Raw genomic sequence first — 19,887 nt, 5'->3', positions numbered from 1 at the left:
TCACTAAACCGAATGAATTTCTATTCTGGCGCTAATGTAATAAAAATTGTAATAGAATTATAGACTATATTTGTAAAAATTTTTTTAAATGAAAGAAACAGAATTTCTATCCAGAAATTATTCATACAATAAAAAAGAAGGGCATGTGTCATGGTCATCGCCCAGTAACATTGCTCTAGTAAAGTATTGGGGTAAAAAAACACATCAAATTCCAGAAAACCAGTCCATAAGTTTTACGTTAGATGCATGTAAAACAGAAACAACACTACGTTTTGCAAAAAAAGAGGTTGAAGATGGTAAGTTCACTTTTGATGTTTTTTTTGAAAATAAAAAGAATACAGATTTTAAGCCTAAAATAGAAACCTTCTTTAAGAGAATAGAAAACTATTTACCGTTTTTAAAAGCGTACCATTTTACCATAGAAACCTCTAATACATTCCCTCATAGTTCAGGCATAGCATCATCTGCATCAGGAATGAGTGCTTTAGCCCTATGCTTAATGAGTATTGAGAAGCAACTTTTAGAACTAGATAAAACTCTAAACGAAGAAGACCGTTTAATAACAGACAATTATTTTAATAAAAAGGCCTCTTTTTTAGCGCGATTAGGTTCGGGTAGTGCATGTAGAAGTATAGAAGGTGATCTAATAGTTTGGGGAGAACATAAAGAAATTAAAGGAAGTTCAGATTTATACGGTGTAAAATATCCAGAAGAAGTACATGCTAACTTTAAAAATTATCACGATACTATTTTATTAGTAGATAAAGGAGAAAAGCAGGTGAGTAGCACCGTTGGACATAATTTAATGCACGGTCACCCTTTTGCTAAAGAACGTTTTAAACAAGCAGAAAATAATATTACGAAGCTAAAATCTATTTTAAAATCGGGAGATTTGAAAGCATTTATAGCTTTAATAGAAAGCGAAGCATTAACTCTACATGCTATGATGATGACGAGTATGCCTTATTTTATTTTAATGAAACCCAATACATTAGAGATTATTAATAAAATTTGGGCCTTTAGGGAGAAAACAGGTTCGCATGTAGGTTTTACTTTAGACGCTGGAGCAAATGTACATATATTATACCCAGAAAGTGAAGCAGAAAAAATTTATGAATTCATTAATAATGAGTTAGTTGTATTTTGCCAAAACGGTCACTATATTTGCGATAGAATAGGTTTAGGCGCTCGTAAGTTATAATTTAGTTATATTTGTACTGTAAATTGCGACTTAACCATTGAATACTAATTTATGAAAGGCCCACTTTTTTATTCAAAAATCTTACTCTTTGGAGAATACGGAATCATAAAAGATTCTAAAGGATTATCCATTCCATATAATTTTTATAACGGAGCTTTAAAAATGGATAATAATACCTCAGTAGAGGCCAAAAAATCTAATAGTTATTTAAAAGATTTTGTAGATTATTTAGCAAATATTAATCCAGAGTTAGTTGTTTTCGAAATAGAAAAACTTAAAGCTGACGTTGCTGCTGGAATGTATTTTGATTCTTCTATACCACAAGGTTATGGCGTAGGAAGTAGTGGCGCACTTGTAGCAGCTGTATACGATAAGTATGCACAAAACAAAATTACTGTATTAGAAAATTTAACACGAGAAAAACTCCTGAAATTAAAAGCAGTTTTTTCTGAAATGGAATCGTTTTTTCATGGAAAATCGTCTGGATTAGACCCTTTAAATAGCTATTTAAGCCTTCCAATATTAATTAACTCAAAAGATAATATAGAAGCTACAGGAATACCAACACAAAAAACGGCAGGTAAAGGCGCTGTATTTTTATTAGATAGTGGTATTGTAGGAGAAACAGCACCAATGGTAAGCATTTTTATGGAAAACATGAAACAAGAAGGATTTCGTAAAATGCTAAAGGATCAGTTTATAAAACATACAGATGCCTGTGTTGAAGACTTTTTAAAAGGAGACATAAAATCTTTATTTAGTAATACAAAACAGTTGTCTAAAGTGGTTTTTAATCATTTTAAACCAATGATTCCTAAACAATTTCATGAGCTTTGGAAAAACGGTATAGAAACTAACGCCTATTATCTTAAACTCTGTGGCTCTGGTGGAGGCGGTTATATTTTAGGATTTACAGAAGATATAAATCATGCACAAAAAGCGCTCAAAGACTATAAATTAGAAGTCGTTTATAATTTTTAAAGCTTCCCATGTTATCTAAACGGCAAAAACATATTTTACTCAAGTTTTTTAGTATGTTTTCGGTTGTTAGAGGATATAACATTCTTGTTATTGTTATAGCGCAGTACTTAACATCTGTATATATATTTGCAGAACATTTACCAGTTAAGAAAGTACTTTTCGATGTTAATCTATTAATGCTAGTACTTGCATCTGCAGCTGTTGTAGCATCAGGATATATTATTAATAATTTTTACGACTCAGAAAAAGACTTAATCAATAGGCCTAATAAGTCTATGTTAGATAAATTAGTGAGTCAGAACACTAAGTTGTCCTTTTATTTTGTACTTAACTTTTCGGCAGTTATAATGGCTAGTTATGTAGCATTTAATGCTGTGTTATTTTTTTCGGGATATATTTTTGCAATTTGGTTGTACTCGCATAAACTTAAAAAAATGCCAATTATAGGTAATATTACTTCGGCAATATTAACTATAACACCATTTTTTGCAGTATTCATTTACTATAAAAACTTCGATACAGTCATTTTTGTACACGCTACATTTTTATTCCTAATTATTGCCATACGAGAATTAGCCAAAGATTTAGAAAATATTAAAGGAGACTTAGCACTAAACTACCAAACAATCCCTATTAAGTACGGTGAGCGAACCTCGAAAGTAATGATAACTATACTTATAGTATTAACGTTAATTCCTGCTTATTTTTTAATAACTAAGTTTAAAGTAGGCTATATGTATTATTACTTTTATGTATGCATAAGCTTACTAGTCTTGTTCCTGTTTTTGCTTTGGAAATCGAAAACAAAACGACAATATCTTATATTTCATAATATCCTTAAATTTATAATAGTAGCAGGTGTTTTTAGTATTCTGTTAATAGATATAGATTTAGTATTAAAACGTATTTTATAATGGATAACACATTAAAAATAGCCATGGCACAAATTACACCTGTGCTTTTAAATAAAGAGGAAACACTTAAAAAAGTTGAAGCTTCAATTATTGAGGCAGGAAAACAAGCATGCGAACTAATAGTTTTTGGTGAAGCTTTAGTGCCAGGATATCCCTTTTGGTTAGCACTTACTGGCGGAGCAGAATGGAATACACAAGTAAATAAAGAATTACATGCAACCTATGTTCGTAATGCTATACAAGTAGAAGCAGGAGAGTTAGATGCCATTTGTGAGTTAGCTAAAACATATAATATAGCCATCTATTTAGGTATTATGGAACGTGCAAAAAACAGAGGAGGGCATAGTATTTATGCCTCTTTAGTATATATAAATGAGAACGGAGAGATAAAATCTGTACACCGTAAATTGCAACCTACTTACGATGAACGTTTAACCTGGGCACCAGGAGATGGTAACGGATTACAAGTACACCCACTAAAACAATTTACAGTTGGAGGATTAAACTGCTGGGAAAATTGGATGCCTTTACCAAGAACAGCATTATATGGCTTAGGAGAAAATTTACATATAGCGGTTTGGCCAGGAAGCGACCATAATACAAAAGATATTACACGTTTTATAGCTAGAGAATCTCGCTCCTTTGTAGTGTCTGTATCTAGTTTAATGACAAAACAAGACTTCCCAAAAGAAATACCTCACTTAGGTAGAATATTAGAAAACGCACCAGAAACATTAGCAAACGGCGGAAGTTGTATTGCAGGACCAGATGGCGAATGGATTATAGAACCAGTATTGTATAAAGAAGGATTAATTATACAGAGCATAGATTTTAATAGGGTGTACGAAGAACGTCAAAATTTTGATGCAGTAGGTCATTACTCAAGACCAGATGTAACAAAATTACATGTTAATAGAGAGCGACAATCTACAGTTGAGTTCAATGATTAATAGGTTTTTAGAAGTCTGAAAAACAAAATAGTAGACAATAATCGGAAATCTTAAATTATAAACTATCTTTGCACCCTCAAAAATAGTATAGCTAAAGCAAAACTATAAAAAGAAAGAAGCGATGAGTAACAGTGGACAACGAAACGGAAAATCGGCTCCCAAAGGAGGCAAAAAAGATTATAAGAAAAAGTTTGTAAAAGGTAATGGGCCAATAAAAAAGAAGGCAACACCTAAAAAAGCAGCAGATTCAAACGAAATTCGTTTAAATAAATACATAGCAAATGCAGGTGTATGTTCTCGTCGTGATGCAGATGTACACATAGCTACAGGCTTAGTTTCTGTAAATGGAAAAGTAGTAACCGAAATGGGTTACAAAGTAAAGCTAGAAGACGAAGTGCGTTACGATGGTGCACGTATTAATCCAGAGCCAAAAGCTTACGTATTATTAAACAAACCTAAAGGGTTTGCAACCACTACAAGCGAGCATAAAGGTAAAACTGTAATGGATTTAGTAGCCAATGCAACGTCTTCGCGTATTAAGCCAATTGGCCGTTTAGGGCGTAACTCTACAGGGCTATTACTATTTACAAATGATGATAAAGTAGTTAATCGTTTTACAAACTCTAAAAAAGGCGTAGAACGTTTATTTCATTTAGAGTTAGATAAAAACCTAAAGTTAGAAGATTTAAAACGTATAAGAGAAGGACTTAGAATAGAGGGCAATATGGTAAACGTAGAAGAAATAGACTACGTAGATAACAAGAAAAACGAAATAGGGATTAAAATTAAAAACACAGGAAATACTATTTTACATACCATTTTTGGGTATTTAAAGTACGAATTAGTTAGAATAGACTGTGTTGCTATAGCACACCTAACAAAAAAAGATTTACCGCGAGGCCACTGGAAACACCTTACAATACAAGAAATGAATACCTTAAAAATGATGTAGTATTATTTAATTATAAACTATAATATTCAAAATGTAAAAGCCGCAACTTCATGTTGCGGCTTTTTTTATGGATTAAAGTTTACTTGTATTCAGGGCAAATATGGGTTTTAATCATATATTTTGTTATTTTTTTTAAAGTTTTACCAGTTTCTGGGTGTAATCCTAAATCTGTAAAATATTCTAATTCTCCTTTTGAATTTTTGCCATACCATACATTTTCACTGCCATTAGCTTTAAAAAAAAATGTTGTGCAGCTTGGAGATTCAATTTTTTTAAAGTGCTCTATGCGTTCCTTTTTATAAAGTTTTAAATCATCTAGGTTGTATTTTTCTAGATCGAAGGATGTTTCTATATAATGATCATTTTGCCATACCATCCATTTAGTTTTGTTTAAAGGAATAATAACAAAGACAATAAAGAGGAGAATTATAGAAGAAATAATAATTATTTTAATATTAGAATTAAAGCCAACATTAGTACTAGGATTTGTGTCAGGATTAAAGGAAACAATAGAAGGATTAGTAAGTGAGGGCTTAGTGTTTGAGTGACAATAGCTTCCTCCTCTGTTATTAATATTAATAATCTCTTTCTCCCTGCTTTTACAGTTTTTTTTAGAGTTATTTTCTATTTTTTCTGCTTGATTAGAAGAGTTAGAGGTTGGTGTTGCTTCAATAGTTTTTTTGTCTTTTTTACTAGTTTCGTTTTTACTACGTTCTAAATTATCTGTTTTTCCTTCTACTTTATCATTGACTTTGTTTTTTAAATGGCTTTGTCTATACTTATTATAAGGTCTTGGCTTAAAATCCACAATTAGTGCCGTAAGTTCTAAAGTATCATGAGATTTAATTGTACTTGTACCTCCTAGTAGAAAATTGCGAATTGGTCTAAAACAATCTAAGTCATAAGCACATATTTTTTGCCTTAAAGGTTCTTCTTTTTCATTCAAAAAAAAATTTTTAATAATTAAAATATCTGCATCAATTGTAGTTTCATCATATATGTTTAAACATACTTTTCTAATTGAACTGGGTGTTAGATTATGCAAGTTTCCTCTAAGTAAACCTTGCTCTTTATCATTTAAATATTTCTGTTTTATCTCATTTTCATAAGTGTCTGTAGTCCTCATTTTTAAGCTTTTTAGGGATTTCATAAGATTTTAGCGGATTCTTCGGAATGTTCGGATTCCTCTTATAAAAAGGCTTCTAGCTGGTTGTAACTTGCGCTCAGTTATCAGTTCCTAATTATGCATTGCTAACATAATTAATGCGCAGAACAGATACTTACGGAAATCCATAATGTGGTAATAATAGCCAAAATGGAAAGTAGCTAAACACTACTACATAAGGATTTTCACTTTCCAAAAAAACAAAGGAGTACTCCAACTTTTTAAAGGATTACTGTCACAAAAAACTGAGAAAAATCTCGGACAGGAATCCCTTTGTCTAACCTTAATTTTTTTGAAATGAAAACCATATTATATTTATTTATTGCTCTTTTTATGAGCGCAAATATGACTTCTTGCAATCCAAATAGTATTGTAGAAGATGAGCTTATAGAACAAGCAAATGGAGACTGCTGTGATGAAGAAGGAGATATTCCACCTCCACCAACTAACACTTCTGGAACAGAATCTGGAGAAGATGGTTGCTGTGATGAAGAAGGGGATATACCTCCAACTCCATAGTTAGAATAATAACAAAAGATGTAACTAATAACTAAAAATTAGTTGTTATTTTTGGGGGATGAAAACAATAATAAAATCATCCCTCTTTTTGTTTTTCTTCTCGCTATTAATAAATCAACCACTAAAAGCACAAGAGAAACCTGTAGATAGCTTTGAGTATTATTCAACTAAATATGATAAATCAGAGTATCGTCTCAAAGCATTAAAGTATTTTTTCTCCCATAAAGATAAAGTGTCTCTAGTCAGAAAGATTGATGCTTTAATTATGGTCGCTCAAATCCAAAATAAATTAGGAGTAGTTTCAGATAGTGAATCATCAGCTATTGAAGCTTTAAAATTGGTTGAGAAACTTAGAAATAGAGATACTATATCCAGAAAGAAACTGAGTATTTATAACCATCTTGGTAAAATGTATAGAGAGCATGAAGATTATAATAAGGCTTTGTCAAATTATAATATAGCAATAACGTTAACTGATTCACTCAAGTATCTTACGACTATTTGGAATAATATAGGTCATGTTTATTTTCATAAAGACGACTACAAAACAGCAATCCCCTATTATAAAAAATCATATGATAGTGTTCTAAAATTAAATGATAAAGAACAAGAAGCTAGAATTTTAGACAATATAGGTTTCGCACAGTTTAAAATAAACCATCCAGATGCTCTAAATAATTTAAAAACGGCCTTAAAAATTCGAAAAGAAGAAAAAATATATGGTGGTATAATAACTAGTTGTTTACACTTAGGAGAATTTTATAAAGAAAAAAAACAAACTAATATTGCAAATGATTATGCAAATAAGGCCTATGCAATAGCTAATTTAACTAATAATGACGTAGCTCGTTTAGCAGTACTTAAATTAAAAATGAGTTTAAAAAAAGATGCAGATTATGATACATTTATTAAAACTAAAGATAGACTTGATAAACAAAATAAAGCTTCAAGTAATAATTATGCTCAATTGAAATATGACAACGATAAGGAAAAAACTAAAAGATTAGAGGTAGAACAAAAATATGAATTAAGTAAAAAAGACAGCGAAAAAACCCGCATCATATATATATCGGTATTTGCTTTCTTGATTTTATCATCAATATATTCCTATTTTATATTAAAATCAAAACACAAAAAGAAAACTTTACAAGCGGTCTACAAAACAGAAAGTCATATCTCTAAAAAAGTACACGACGAGGTAGCGAATGATGTATTTCAGGTAATGAATACACTGCAAAACAATGCCAATATAAATGAAAAGGTAATAGACAATTTAGAGGCCATATACATTAAAACTAGAAATATATCTAAAGAACACAGTGTTTTAGATTACGAAGGTGATTTTAAAGAAACATTAAACGATCTATTAGTAAGTTATAATAGTCATGCAGTGCGTGTTATTATCAAAGACATCGATAAAGTAAACTGGGAGGTTGTTTCTAAAATAAAAAAAGAAACCATTTATAAAGTGTTACAAGAATTCATGGTAAATATGAAAAAACATAGCCAAGCTGAATTTGTGGCATTGACCTTTAAAATCATAAGAAAAAAAATAATAATAACATATAGTGATGATGGCATTGGTACAGATCTAAAAAAGAATACAGGATTACAGAATGTGGAAAACCGTATTAGAACTATTAATGGAACAATTAATTTTGAATCGGAAATTAATAAAGGTTTCAAATCTAAAATCACTGTATAAATATGTTTAAGAAAGTATTAATAGTAGACGATCATGCAAGTGCTAATATTGGAGTATTAGAAGTATTGGATGGTTTAAAAATAGAAAAGGCTAATATTCAAAAATCACAATATTGCGACGAAGCTTATTTAAAAATAAAGCGTGCTATTTTAGACCAAAAACCTTTCGATTTAGTCATAACCGATTTACAATTTAAAAAAGACCACCGTCCAGAAAAATTAACCTCAGGAGATGATTTAATTGCAGCATTACGAAAAGATTATCCAGAATTACCTATTATTATTTTTTCAGGAATAACTCTGTTACAAAAAGTGAGGTTGTTATTTAATAATTATAAAATTAATGCTTACGTCTGCAAAGGCAGATACGCTTCAAGAGAGTTAGCACAAGCTATTGAGGTAGTGTATAATAAACAAGTGTTTCTATCGGAAGATGTAAAACATGCATTAAGCCCTAAAAACGATTTAGAAATCACCGATTTCGATATAGAATTGGCAAAACAACTATCTCTAGGAAAAGTACAAAGCCAAATAAGTGAGTATTTTAAAACTAATAAAATTATACCAAGTAGTGTAAGTTCTATAGAAAAACGCTTAAATAAATTGCGTATACAATTTAAAGCAGATAATGCAACGCACTTAGTTGCAAAAATGAAGGACTTGGGCTTAATATAGATTTTATCTTCTTTTCTATTTTTGAGAACTCATCATACATTTCTTTTAACGCATGTTAAGATTAAACAAAAGTATTATTCCTACTTTAAATAGATAAAACAATGAAGGTTTTATGGGATTCCGTAAAGCCTTTATTTGTAATACGTTTAATTTTGGATAGGTAATAATTCATTCAAAAAAAGAAATTACACAATAATTGTATTTAACAGATAAGATACTGTTAAATGAATGTAGCTAGAAAATGAGTTTAAGGAATAATGTTACGATATGAATTTAATTTTATTGAGAGAATAAGTAAAATTAATAATAAATAAGTTATAGGTAAAAGTAGATGTTTACAGAAAAGAGAATTAATCATATTAGATTAAAAGAGCGTGTAAGTTATAGAATAACATGAAAACTAAAACAGCAAAACAAACCACAGTAATATTAGCGATTACTTTAGCTTTTTTTTTAGGGAGAGAATCTAAAGGATTTAATAATAATGACCTTAATGAGATTAATCATGCTCGCACAATTAACTCTAGGACTTTAAATAGTAGTGAAAGTGTTTTTTATGATAGAATTCCTTTACACGAAAAGGCTACAGATACAGTATATCGCTGTGGAAAAAGTAAAATTTACCACCCTACTTTACAGCATGGCTCGTTTAAGATTTGTAAATCTATAGTAACAAAGCTTACAATAAAAGAAGCTAAAAATATAGGAATGCGGCATTGTAAATGCAGGTAATGATAATAAAAATATTGTAATGTAATTTATTAGAACACGTCTAATATTATATAACTACAATAGTTTTTAGGTCAAAATATAGAGATTCATTAAATAGCATATTACATCTATATTTAAAATAGACCAAAGCCTTACAGAAAAAATTCTGTAAGGCTTTTTAAATTAAAGTATTTATATACGCTACTATTGCTCACGAGCAACAACAATATAAACTTCATCATCTCCAGCGTTTTTAGATAGCTGAGAGGCTTTTTTAGTCATGTACTGTTTGTTTTCCATATTCTGGATGTAATATCCATTTGGAATAGTAGGGATTGATAAAAACTGCCATCTTTGGCAATCTCCATCTACAGTTTTAGACATACTTGTAATAGTACAGTCAAAATATTCACTGTTTTTTACGTTTTTAATGGCGTAAGACCCATTGCTTTGTGAAACTAAATTAAAAAGACATTCTGGAGATTGGTAGTCTTTTTGCATTTTAGTTGCATGGTTGTTTCTGTACTCCTGGTTTGCATTGTTTTGTAATGAAACATACGATGGCATTGACATAATAAATAAGTTTTTTGGGTTAATAATAGTACAATATTACACCCTTTTATAAGAGAGGTTAAGAGGGGAAGTGCGGTCTTTTTTTAATACGTGAAACCACTTATATAGACCGTTTTTCTACTTGAAAAAAAACCTCCCAAATAAAAACAGAATACACAATAATATATTCTAGCGAAATAATCCAAAGGTTTTCACTATTTTCTGTATTCGCATACGCCAAGTAGCTAATAATAACAATAAAGCTCCAAACAATAGCAAACTTATATCTTGTAAAAATGCTTAAAGCAAGTATTGTAGCAACATACCAAGGATGTACAGTTGTACTTGTAAAAAGGTAAAACGTAAAAGCAAAAAGCATTGCCGTTATAAGCTTTTTTGTAGTATTATTTTTTCTTAATAAAGCTAAACTGGTTATAAATAGAAAAACTAAAACAGGTAATATTTTACCAATAATTTCAATTTCATTCCAACCCCTAAATACATAACCAACACTTCTCGCTAAATAGTAAATACTAGCATTAAACTCAAATTTCCCAAACCAGAGTCCAACAGTTTTAGAGTAGTTGGTTATAAATTCTGATGAGAAAAAAGGAATAAATAATAATACTGTAGATACCCCTATTATAGCATAGAACCCAATTAGTTTTAATACTCCCAAATGTGTGTTCTCTGTATTTTTTAAAATAGATGTATGTTTTACAAACCACCAAAAAAATAGAGGTAAAAACATAAGAGGAACTAATTTTGTTGCAATAGACAAAGCAAAAATTACTGCAGCCCATTTCCAATACCCAGTATGCAAAAGATATAGACTCCATATTAAAAAGAAAATCATTACACCTTCAAAATGAAGGTTTCCAGTTAATTCTATAATAATAAATGGATTTAAGACGTACCAAAAAATAGTATGAATAGGTAAGTTAAAGGCTTTTAAAAGTTTTTTACCAAAGTATAAGGTTCCAAAGTCGGCAGCAATAATAAGTAACCGTAATACCATTGCAGAACCAGCAATACTTTTCCCCGAGAGTAGTGCCGCTAAAGCAAAGCATAATTGGTTTACAGGCGGATAGTTTGTAAAGTGACTTGCATTTAAACTTTGCATACCTGTATACAATGCTTTAGCTTGAGCAACAGGATATTCTCCAGCACTAATAAAAGATTCGGGAGTATACAAATAAGGGTTTATACCTTGAATTAATAATCGCCCATCCCATAGAAAACGATAAAAATCTTGAGACAAATTAGGAATCGCTAGAATAAAAACGGCTCTGAATATAACAGCTATTAAGCTTAAGTATTTGGTATTATGTTTACCAATATCTATTAACTTATAAAAAATAATAAATAAGGCGGTGTAGAGTGTAATAAGTTTTATATACTCTGTTCTTTCTAAATTGTATGCAAAAACACCATAAAATAAAATACTTACGACTGTTAACAGCAAAGGCATTTTATTCTGTTTTAAAAAAGTAGTGTTTATAGGCATGTTATAGCATTAAACGTTACGTATACAGTTTGTTAATGGTGGTTTAGTCGAAATACTAAACGTTCCTAACGCCTTAAATTTAAATAAACTAAATAGTTTAATTCAGTTTAAGCTTTAGAGGTTAAAGATTTAAAAAACACAAAACCAAAACCTAAAAATAACATTAAATGAAAAGGGAATAGTCCAAAATCACCACCTTGATCTCCTACAATAAAGGCACTGTACATTCCAAAGGCAAAATAAAGCATTAAAATGCCTTCGAAAATAACGTTTAACGAAATGTTTTTACGTAGGTATTTATTGCCTTTCCAGCTATCTTTTAAGGTGCTAATGTTAAACTTTGGTGTTCTAACAAATTCACTGCGTTTTCCTATGTGTCCTTCCAGAACTGCTATAGAATTATGTAAAGAAAACCCCATTGCTATAGAGAAAAAAGTGAAAAATAAAATAATATACTGTATAAAATTCTTTATACTAGAACCATAGGTTCGTCTGTACATTGCCCAATAACAAATAAAAAATATAATAGTACTTATCACGAAAAAGCTCATGACATAGAAATACTGTTTTAAATGCGCGTATTCATTTTTAATATATAGCATAGGAATACTTAGTATACCAACGATAAGTACATTTAAAAACATAGTACTGTTTAATAAATGTAAAATACCGTGCATTTTAGTTTTAGCAGAAATATTTTTACTCTTTAAAACTTTCCAAAGCATTTTTCTAAAGTTTTCTGCTCCACCTTTATTCCATCTAAATTGTTGAGAACGTGCTGCACTAATTACTACTGGTAACTCGGCAGGCGTATGTACGTTTTCTAAGTACTTAAATTTCCAGTTTTTTAATTGTGCTCTATAACTTAAATCTAGGTCTTCGGTAAGTGTGTCACCTTCCCAGTTTCCTGCATCTATAATACACTCTTTCCTCCAAATACCTGCAGTACCATTAAAATTAATAAAATGACCTTTACTATTTCTCCCCACCTGTTCTAATGTAAAGTGAGCATCTAGAGCAAAAGCTTGTATTTTAGTTAAAATAGAGTAGTTTCTGTTAATATGTCCCCAACGTGTTTGCACAACGCCTATTTTCTCATCTTTAAAATAAGGTATTGTACGTTTTAACCAATCGGCCTCAGGTAAGAAATCGGCATCAAAAATGGCAATAAACTCTCCTTTTGCAATAACTAATCCTTCTTTTAATGCGCCAGCTTTAAACCCTTGTCTGTTCGTTCTACAAATGTGTGTAATATCTAAACCTGTTGCTTTTAGTTCTGCAACATGTGCAGCTGTAGATTTTACAGTATCGTCTGTAGAATCGTCTAAAACTTGAATTTCTAACTTATCTTTAGGGTAGTCTATTAAAGCGATGTTTTTTAACAGGCGATCCATAACATACATTTCATTAAAAACAGGAAGTTGTATTGTTACATATGGTATTTCATCTGGGTTAGATAAATCGAATTTAGGCCCTTTGTTTTGTTTTTTCTGTGCAGCTAGATAATTAAATAACAAGTTTAATTGCGCTAATGCGTACATAAAAATAAGTATAAGCGCTGCTGAGTAAATTACTATTATTAATGTTTCTAAAATCACTTTTTAAAACTGTATTTAAAGATCCAACCTAAAATTTTAAATCCCGCAAATATAGTACCTTTTACTGTACCAGACACTTTAGAGATACCAATTCTTTGTTTATACCTAACTGGGACTTCTATATACGATAGTTTTTGTTTTAATGCTTTAAGCTGCATCTCTACTGTCCATCCGTAAGTTTTATCCTCCATGTTTAGAGCTATTAACTTATTATATTTAATAGCTCTAAAGGGGCCTAAATCTGTATATTTAGCACCAAAAAATAAAGACATTAAAAATGTTGCAAGCCAATTTCCAAAAACTTGTTGGGGTGTCATAGAACCACCTTCTCTTAATCGTTTAACACGGCTACCTATTACAAAATCGATATTATCCTTTATTATTGGAGTTATAAGCTTGGTTAGTTCCTCTGGATAGTCACTATAATCACCATCTAAAAAGACTATAATGTCTGGATTTTTCTCTTGTTTAGCAATGTAATCCATTCCTTTTAAACAGGCATAACCATAGCCTTTGTTGCGTTCTGATAAAACAGTAGCTCCAGCATGTTTTGCATTTTCTACGGTATTATCTGTAGAGTTGTTATTTACAACAATAACCTCATTAACAATTTTGGGGATATCGTGTATTACATTGGCTATAGAATCTTGCTCATTATAAGCAGGAATGATGACTTTTATATGTGTCATTTATTTTAGATCACTTAGTTTATTTTCTTTCTTGAAGGAAGCTAAATCTGTCCATTTCTTTATTTTTTTTCCTTCGGAATATTTTGTTGCAGACACTAATTTTTCATTTTCATACATTAAACAATAACCATTTTTTTGATTATTCTTTAGTTGGCATTTGTGATTTATTTTCTCAGTAGCATCATAAAACAACCACCAATTAGCTTTTTTTCCATTTACAAAATGCCCTTCACTTTCTTTAGTTCCGTTATCTCGGTAAAATTGCCAATAATTTACGGTTTTACCATCCTTAAAAGCACCATTTTTTTGAAGTTTACCATTTTTATAAAAAAACTTCCAATAACCATCTTGTTTCCCGCTTTTAAAAAAACCTTCTTTTGCCAATGCTCCATTCTCGTAATAAATCTTCCAATATTTTGATGCTGTGCCATTGGTGTATGTGCCTTCTTTTTCTAGTTTACCATTGTTATGGTAGAATTTCCAATAGCCAGAGCGTACCCCATTACTATAATTACCTTCAGTTTTTAAATTACCATTACTACCATATTCTGCCCAATAGTTTATTGGTTTTCCGTTTAAATAGTTGCCAGAAGATTTAAGTTTCCCATTTTCATTATAAAATTTCCAATGCCCATTATATACTCCATTTTTATAATGCCCTTCGCTTTCTAATAGACCATTTTTATAATAGGTTTTCCAAAAATTAGATGGTATACCATTAGTGTAATGCCCTTCTTTTTTTAGCACTTTATTATTATAATAATATTTCCAAAAAGAGGTTTTTTTATCAGTTTCGTAATAGCCTTCAGATTTAATAGTACCATTTTGATGGTAAGAAAACCAATACCCAGTTTTTAGACCATTGTTTAACCAACCTTCAATCTTTATAGAGCCATTGTTGTAATGCTTTTTAACGTACTTTTTTTGAGCGAAAACATTTAAGCATGTTAGTGTAAATATAAAGACTAAAAGGGGCTTCATTTTATATAAACTGGGTTTTAAATACACACTTAATGTAGACATGTTATTTTTGATTTACTAATTCCATTAAATCAACATCATTACCTAGTAATACTTCTGTTGGGTTAATTCTTCCATTTGTACTATCATTTTCTAATTTTAATACACCTCTTGGGCAAACGGCACTACAAACACCACAACCTACACAACTAGAACGAACTATGTTTTCGCCTTTTTGTGCGTAAGCACGAACATCTATCCCCATTTCACAACTGTTAGAGCAGTTTCCGCAGGAAATACATTGTCCACCGTTTGTAGTAATTCTAAATTTAGAAAATAAACGTTGTTGAATTCCTAAAATTCCAGCCATAGGACACCCAAAACGGCACCAAGCTCTGCTACCTAAAATTGGATAAAATCCTGTACCAATAACACCAGAAAATATAGAGCCAATTCCAAAACCGTAAAATGTTCTTAATGCGCTATCAAAATTGTAGGTATTAGTATTAAGGCCAAAAGAAAAATAACTAGCATTAATTTTTATCTGACTTAAATCGAAAAAAGCAAAGAATACTAAAAAGGCAATAGTTAAAGCATAAAACCCTACAGCACCTTTAAGAGCACTTTTGTTAATTTGATGTCTTTTAAAATATAATATACCAACAAACAGTAAGGTTAAAAATGAACCAACACTTATTAAAAACACGTTTTTTGTAAACCAATATTTCTCAGAATCATAACCTAAGTATGTAGAAATAACTGCGGTTGTCATAACAACAGAGAATACCAAAACAGAATTAATCATCCAACGTTCAAATTTCCAAGCTTTAGTACTTTTATCACTTAAATGTCTAAAAGAATCACCAGCAGTTTCAGCCAAACCACCACAACCGCAAACCCAAGAACAATACCAACGTTTACCATATTTATAAGTTAAAAACGGAGAAATTACAAATACCATTGCAACACCAAGTATTAAAAAGAATAACCCTACCGTTTGCGCATTTATAAATTGGTCTACACGCCATTGATCGAAAGCATAATAATTTAACGGCCACATGTTTTTAAGGTCGTTATATGGTAATGAAAAACTATCTGAATTTAATCGCGCCATTAATTCTGGAATTACAAAAGCAAAAGCCGTTTGAAAAAACATAACAGAAGCTGTGCGCAATTGCTGGTATCTATTATGTCTATATTTAAGAATAAACTTATAGCCAAAAATAAGTATAGCAACAGTGTATAAAGTACCGTAAACAAACCATTGACTGGCATTATTACCACTTAATAACTGACTTAAAGGATCGAAAAGAGCTATTAAACCTGTGTTTTCTTCACCATTTTGCCCTAATCCTAAATAGACAGGGAAAAAGTATAATACAATATAAAATAAGGTTAAAAAGATACCTAATGCCCAACCTAAAACGCCTCTTGATGAAATGGATTTAAACCAAACTCCATCATTTTTTATACCTTCTAGTTTAGTAAGGTAAGCTTCTCTTGTGTATAGTATGGTTCCCACAGAAATTGAACCAATAGCTAATGCTAAAAATAAAGCCTTATTAGGGAAATTAACATTTAGCGTAGCTAGTACTAATATAAATAGCCCTATAAACCCAATAGCTATTGCAATTTTTTGTTTTTTGTTAATGCCTAAAGCGTCTGGTTTAGCTAGAGACATACTATGATTTATTTTATTACTCATTTTATTTTTGGTTTAGGCAGTTTGTAAATTGTTTTTATATGCAGCAATAATATTTTTTTCAAAATGCTTATAGAATTCTGGATCAAAATTGGCTTTTTCTAAGTTTTGTATTACATAATCCACATCACGTTTTTCGGTTAACCATTGGTCGAAAACATCATGTCGCATTCTAATACCAAATGTATTTATTCCTAAAAAACGATTATTGCTTGTGTCGTAACAAACTGTAATACATTTTGTGTCGTCATCATGTTTCCAATGAAAGTGAGCTTCGTTCTCTCTAGGTTTAGAAAATACCCATCCGTAAGTTTGGTACTCTATGTCTAAAAACTTAGCCGAATTAAACCAATGTCCAGGTTTGTATTCTGTAGGATTACCACAAATAGTTTGTGCTAAAGTTTCTCCCATCATTCTACCCGTATACCAAACCGCTTCAATAGGCCTACGTTGTCCAATAGCTTCACGTTGTTCTGCACAATCCCCAATAGCATAAATATCTTTAACACTAGTTTCTAAAAGCCTATTAACTAAAACACCGCGATTTGTTTCAATGTTAGAGTCCTTAATAAAATTAATATTTGGCGACACTCCAGCCGTTAAACCAACAACATTGCAGGCAATTTCTTCTCCTGTTTCGTCAATAACAATAGACTTAACATTGCCATTGCCATCATCTTTAATTTCTTTTAAATTAACACCTAATCTTAAATCTATATGGTGGTTTTTTATATGCCTATTAATCATTGCACTTTCTCCTTCAGGCAAAACACCATTCCAAAAACTATTTTCCCTAACCAAAAAAGTTACAGGAATGCTTCTAGAATTTAACATTTCTGCTAATTCAATCCCTATTAAACCTCCACCCACAATTACAGCACGTTTACAAACGTCCTTATTAGGCGCATTTAATTCTAAGGAATCTAAATCTTGTTTGCTATACAAACCTTGAGCACCGTTTAAGTCTTGTCCTGGCCAACCAAACTTATTTGGTTTACTACCAGTTGCGATAATCAATTTATCATAATTAAGAGCATCGCCACCTTTAAAATGTAGTGTTTTTGAAGTTGTTTCTACAGTTTCTACATATCCTTTTTTAAGGCTAATTCTATTCTTTTCCCAAAAACCATTTTCGTAAGGTTGAGTATGCTCAAACTTCATGTGTCCCATATATATATACATTAGGGCAGTTCTTGAAAAAAAATAATCTGTCTCAGCCGAAACTATAGTGATTTGTTTATCGGATAATTTTCTAATGTGTCTAGCGACAGTAACTCCAGAAATTCCGTTTCCTATTATAACAATGTGTTCCATAATATTTTGTGGTTATGATGCGGTTGGTCGAAAATAAAGGTAATAACTTAAAATGATTCAGGTATTTAGAATAGATATAAATTAAAAAAATGTGTAAGGTTTTATAATGTTGAAAGACGCTAATTTTTTTTTGTTTTTTTGAAAGTTTATTGAAATTTAACAGACTTAGAGAACTGTTAAACACGTTTAAATTAAAAAAATAATGAAAAAAGTAATCATCATACTCGCGGTCTTATTAGGAAGCATTTCTGCCAAGGCTCAGGACTTAAATACATTCTTTAATAAGGCAGATGCTTTCTTTAAAGCAAATGTCGCTAACGGAAAAGTGGCGTATGCTGCTATTAAAAAAGATAGAACAGCGTTAGACGACATTTTAAAAATTGCAGAAGGCATTTCGGTTTCTAAAAGCGATGCCAATAATTACCAAGCCTTTTGGATAAATGCTTATAACTTATCTGTAATAAAGAGTATTGTAGATGAGTATCCTACAAAATCCCCACTAGATCATAAAGGTTTTTTTGATGGAAAAAAGCATAGTTTAGGTGGAAAAAAAATCACTTTAAATGATATAGAACACAAGCTATTACGTGCACAATTTAAAGATGCTCGTTTCCACTTTGTACTAGTCTGTGGGGCTATAGGTTGCCCTCCGTTAATAAGTAAAGCATATTTACCAAACACATTAGATGCGCAATTAGAAAAGCAAACAGTATTAGCTCTTAACGGAGATTATTTTATAAAGGTTAATGCTAAGAAAAAAAGAATTTCAGGATCTAAAATATTAGAATGGTATAAAGAAGATTTTACTATGAATGGAACAACAGAAATAGATTTTATAAACAAGTACAGAAAAGAAAAAGTGCCAGCAAAATCTAAGTTAAGCTACTTTGAATATAACTGGAATGTAAATAAACAATAATATTCTCGTGAAAGCGGGAACCTGCTAAAAGAGCAGATTAAAATTTAAAACAATTAAATAAAACATTAAAAGTGCTCTAAAAGAAGGAGAGCATACAAATCAACAATTATGAAAAAAATAGCGGTATTAGCCATAGCATTAGCCACAGGTTTTTTAGGGTTTTCTCAAGAAGATACAGAAGACACAACAACAAGAAGTAATATACAAGAGTTTACACCTTCAAAACTATTAAATAAAGGACAGTGGGATATTAAGTTTTTTAATAGTTTATATACACAGACAAAAAGTACAGGAGCGGGAACAGGAGAATCTTTCGATGTGCCAAGATCAAGTTTCTTTACAAATACAACAGAGATTTATACTGGTGTAAGTGAGAATTCAAGAATTAATGTGGGATTAGTATTTCAAATACGTGCTAACACATACAACGATCAAAGTGCAACAAGTGTTTTTAATTTTAAAAACAATGGAGTAGATTCTCGTAGCGGATTTACAACTATTGCTCCATCTATTAGAGTTCAACCGTTTGCAAGCGTACCTAATTTCTCATTTACGAGTTCATTATACTTACCAATATTTAAAGACGAGCCAGGATTTGCTTATTTAGATAAAAGAAGTACATTCTGGGAAACAAAATTCTTTTACGACAAAACATTTGGAGGAGGAGATTGGCAAATATTTACAGAAGCAGATTTTGGATTTAACTTTGGAGAGAAAAGTGAAGATGCTAACCCTGCAGAAGTTAATCAAGGAGAACGTTTTGCAAACAATAGTTTATTCTTACCATTAAGTGCCTTTTTAAGTTACTTTCCATCATCTAAATCAACAATTTTTGCTAACGTACAACAAGCATTCTTAATAGATTTAGGAAATA

At 30.8% G+C, this 19,887-nt stretch carries 19 protein-coding genes; 11 read left to right on the top strand and 8 right to left on the bottom strand.

Annotated features, from left to right (window positions below):
* Positions 1-88 precede the first annotated feature (88 nt).
* The 5 genes from ACVC2P_RS18215 (at position 89) to ACVC2P_RS18195 (ending at position 4,998) form a co-directional block, all read left to right on the top strand.
* Positions 89-1,201 carry a diphosphomevalonate/mevalonate 3,5-bisphosphate decarboxylase family protein gene (locus ACVC2P_RS18215; RefSeq protein WP_452599876.1) on the top strand — a complete coding sequence of 371 codons (1,113 nt, stop codon included), beginning with the start codon at positions 89-91 and terminating at the stop codon, positions 1,199-1,201.
* Positions 1,202-1,252: 51 nt separating this feature from the next.
* Positions 1,253-2,182: a mevalonate kinase family protein gene (locus tag ACVC2P_RS18210; protein ID WP_452599875.1), complete on the top strand. Its 930-nt coding sequence runs from the start codon at positions 1,253-1,255 to the stop codon at positions 2,180-2,182.
* A gap of 8 nt (positions 2,183-2,190) precedes the next feature.
* Positions 2,191-3,096 (top strand): geranylgeranylglycerol-phosphate geranylgeranyltransferase, encoded by a 906-nt coding sequence (locus tag ACVC2P_RS18205; RefSeq protein WP_452599874.1) that lies wholly within the window; start codon positions 2,191-2,193, stop codon positions 3,094-3,096.
* Positions 3,096-4,046, top strand: coding sequence for a carbon-nitrogen hydrolase family protein (locus ACVC2P_RS18200; RefSeq protein WP_452599873.1), 951 nt, complete (start codon positions 3,096-3,098; stop codon positions 4,044-4,046). The genes ACVC2P_RS18205 and ACVC2P_RS18200 overlap by 1 nt, the downstream gene beginning before the upstream one ends.
* 121 nt (positions 4,047-4,167) lie before the next feature.
* Entirely contained in the window at positions 4,168-4,998 is an 831-nt protein-coding gene (locus tag ACVC2P_RS18195; RefSeq protein WP_452599872.1) for a pseudouridine synthase, read from the top strand.
* 79 nt (positions 4,999-5,077) lie between these two features.
* Here the strand turns inward: ACVC2P_RS18195 and ACVC2P_RS18190 are convergent, their stop codons facing one another.
* A complete protein-coding gene (locus tag ACVC2P_RS18190) occupies positions 5,078-6,148 on the bottom strand; it encodes a hypothetical protein (RefSeq protein ID WP_452599871.1) in 1,071 nt (356 codons plus the stop codon).
* 312 nt (positions 6,149-6,460) lie between these two features.
* Between ACVC2P_RS18190 and ACVC2P_RS18185 the strand changes: the two genes are divergently transcribed.
* The 4 genes from ACVC2P_RS18185 (at position 6,461) to ACVC2P_RS18170 (ending at position 9,793) form a co-directional block, all read left to right on the top strand.
* The gene (locus ACVC2P_RS18185; RefSeq protein ID WP_452599870.1) at positions 6,461-6,682 is read left to right on the top strand and encodes a hypothetical protein; all 222 of its coding nucleotides are present in this window, start codon (positions 6,461-6,463) and stop codon (positions 6,680-6,682) included.
* A gap of 58 nt (positions 6,683-6,740) precedes the next feature.
* Positions 6,741-8,387: a tetratricopeptide repeat-containing sensor histidine kinase gene (locus ACVC2P_RS18180; protein ID WP_452599869.1), complete on the top strand. Its 1,647-nt coding sequence runs from the start codon at positions 6,741-6,743 to the stop codon at positions 8,385-8,387.
* Positions 8,388-8,389: 2 nt separating this feature from the next.
* Positions 8,390-9,061 carry a response regulator gene (locus ACVC2P_RS18175; protein ID WP_452599868.1) on the top strand — a complete coding sequence of 224 codons (672 nt, stop codon included), beginning with the start codon at positions 8,390-8,392 and terminating at the stop codon, positions 9,059-9,061.
* A gap of 393 nt (positions 9,062-9,454) precedes the next feature.
* On the top strand, positions 9,455-9,793 hold the full coding sequence (locus ACVC2P_RS18170) for a hypothetical protein (protein WP_452599867.1): 339 nt from the start codon (positions 9,455-9,457) through the stop codon (positions 9,791-9,793).
* Positions 9,794-9,976: 183 nt separating this feature from the next.
* Here the strand turns inward: ACVC2P_RS18170 and ACVC2P_RS18165 are convergent, their stop codons facing one another.
* From ACVC2P_RS18165 to ACVC2P_RS18135, 7 genes are all read right to left on the bottom strand, one after another.
* Positions 9,977-10,345, bottom strand: coding sequence for a hypothetical protein (locus ACVC2P_RS18165; RefSeq protein WP_452599866.1), 369 nt, complete (start codon positions 10,343-10,345; stop codon positions 9,977-9,979).
* Between the two features lie 100 nt (positions 10,346-10,445).
* On the bottom strand, positions 10,446-11,795 hold the full coding sequence (locus tag ACVC2P_RS18160) for a mannosyltransferase (protein WP_452599865.1): 1,350 nt from the start codon (positions 11,793-11,795) through the stop codon (positions 10,446-10,448).
* 143 nt (positions 11,796-11,938) lie between these two features.
* The gene (locus ACVC2P_RS18155; RefSeq protein WP_452599864.1) at positions 11,939-13,372 is read right to left on the bottom strand and encodes a cellulose synthase family protein; all 1,434 of its coding nucleotides are present in this window, start codon (positions 13,370-13,372) and stop codon (positions 11,939-11,941) included.
* A 53-nt stretch (positions 13,373-13,425) separates the two neighbouring features.
* Entirely contained in the window at positions 13,426-14,118 is a 693-nt protein-coding gene (locus ACVC2P_RS18150; RefSeq protein ID WP_452599863.1) for a glycosyltransferase family 2 protein, read from the bottom strand.
* Complete coding sequence (locus ACVC2P_RS18145) at positions 14,119-15,141, bottom strand: toxin-antitoxin system YwqK family antitoxin (RefSeq protein ID WP_452599862.1); 1,023 nt, start codon at positions 15,139-15,141, stop codon at positions 14,119-14,121.
* Position 15,142: 1 nt separating this feature from the next.
* Complete coding sequence (locus tag ACVC2P_RS18140; protein ID WP_452599861.1) at positions 15,143-16,783, bottom strand: 4Fe-4S binding protein; 1,641 nt, start codon at positions 16,781-16,783, stop codon at positions 15,143-15,145.
* Positions 16,784-16,795: 12 nt separating this feature from the next.
* Positions 16,796-18,094 (bottom strand): NAD(P)/FAD-dependent oxidoreductase, encoded by a 1,299-nt coding sequence (locus ACVC2P_RS18135; RefSeq protein WP_452599860.1) that lies wholly within the window; start codon positions 18,092-18,094, stop codon positions 16,796-16,798.
* Between the two features lie 202 nt (positions 18,095-18,296).
* Here ACVC2P_RS18135 and ACVC2P_RS18130 point away from each other — a divergent pair, with 202 nt between their 5' ends.
* Both ACVC2P_RS18130 and ACVC2P_RS18125 read left to right on the top strand, forming a co-directional pair.
* Complete coding sequence (locus ACVC2P_RS18130; protein WP_452599859.1) at positions 18,297-19,013, top strand: DUF547 domain-containing protein; 717 nt, start codon at positions 18,297-18,299, stop codon at positions 19,011-19,013.
* 108 nt (positions 19,014-19,121) lie between these two features.
* Positions 19,122-19,887 (top strand): hypothetical protein (locus tag ACVC2P_RS18125; RefSeq protein ID WP_452599858.1); only part of this gene is annotated, 766 nt, incomplete at its 3' end.

The organism is Pontimicrobium sp. MEBiC01747 (assembly GCF_053601635.1).
Note: the sequence above shows the minus strand (reverse complement) of the source record. Positions and strands in the feature narration are given on the sequence as shown.

Excerpts from the sequence above, each read along its gene's own strand:
- ACVC2P_RS18215 (WP_452599876.1), top strand. The coding sequence starts at position 89 with ATGAAAGAAACAGAATTTCTATCCAGAAATTATTCATACAATAAAAAA.
- ACVC2P_RS18210 (WP_452599875.1), top strand. The coding sequence starts at position 1,253 with ATGAAAGGCCCACTTTTTTATTCAAAAATCTTACTCTTTGGAGAATAC.
- ACVC2P_RS18205 (WP_452599874.1), top strand. The coding sequence starts at position 2,191 with ATGTTATCTAAACGGCAAAAACATATTTTACTCAAGTTTTTTAGTATG.
- ACVC2P_RS18200 (WP_452599873.1), top strand. The coding sequence starts at position 3,096 with ATGGATAACACATTAAAAATAGCCATGGCACAAATTACACCTGTGCTT.
- ACVC2P_RS18195 (WP_452599872.1), top strand. The coding sequence starts at position 4,168 with ATGAGTAACAGTGGACAACGAAACGGAAAATCGGCTCCCAAAGGAGGC.
- ACVC2P_RS18190 (WP_452599871.1), bottom strand. The coding sequence starts at position 6,148 with ATGAAATCCCTAAAAAGCTTAAAAATGAGGACTACAGACACTTATGAA.
- ACVC2P_RS18185 (WP_452599870.1), top strand. The coding sequence starts at position 6,461 with ATGAAAACCATATTATATTTATTTATTGCTCTTTTTATGAGCGCAAAT.
- ACVC2P_RS18180 (WP_452599869.1), top strand. The coding sequence starts at position 6,741 with ATGAAAACAATAATAAAATCATCCCTCTTTTTGTTTTTCTTCTCGCTA.
- ACVC2P_RS18175 (WP_452599868.1), top strand. The coding sequence starts at position 8,390 with ATGTTTAAGAAAGTATTAATAGTAGACGATCATGCAAGTGCTAATATT.
- ACVC2P_RS18170 (WP_452599867.1), top strand. The coding sequence starts at position 9,455 with ATGAAAACTAAAACAGCAAAACAAACCACAGTAATATTAGCGATTACT.
- ACVC2P_RS18165 (WP_452599866.1), bottom strand. The coding sequence starts at position 10,345 with ATGTCAATGCCATCGTATGTTTCATTACAAAACAATGCAAACCAGGAG.
- ACVC2P_RS18160 (WP_452599865.1), bottom strand. The coding sequence starts at position 11,795 with ATGCCTTTGCTGTTAACAGTCGTAAGTATTTTATTTTATGGTGTTTTT.
- ACVC2P_RS18155 (WP_452599864.1), bottom strand. The coding sequence starts at position 13,372 with ATGTACGCATTAGCGCAATTAAACTTGTTATTTAATTATCTAGCTGCA.
- ACVC2P_RS18150 (WP_452599863.1), bottom strand. The coding sequence starts at position 14,118 with ATGACACATATAAAAGTCATCATTCCTGCTTATAATGAGCAAGATTCT.
- ACVC2P_RS18145 (WP_452599862.1), bottom strand. The coding sequence starts at position 15,141 with ATGTCTACATTAAGTGTGTATTTAAAACCCAGTTTATATAAAATGAAG.
- ACVC2P_RS18140 (WP_452599861.1), bottom strand. The coding sequence starts at position 16,783 with ATGAGTAATAAAATAAATCATAGTATGTCTCTAGCTAAACCAGACGCT.
- ACVC2P_RS18135 (WP_452599860.1), bottom strand. The coding sequence starts at position 18,094 with ATGGAACACATTGTTATAATAGGAAACGGAATTTCTGGAGTTACTGTC.
- ACVC2P_RS18130 (WP_452599859.1), top strand. The coding sequence starts at position 18,297 with ATGAAAAAAGTAATCATCATACTCGCGGTCTTATTAGGAAGCATTTCT.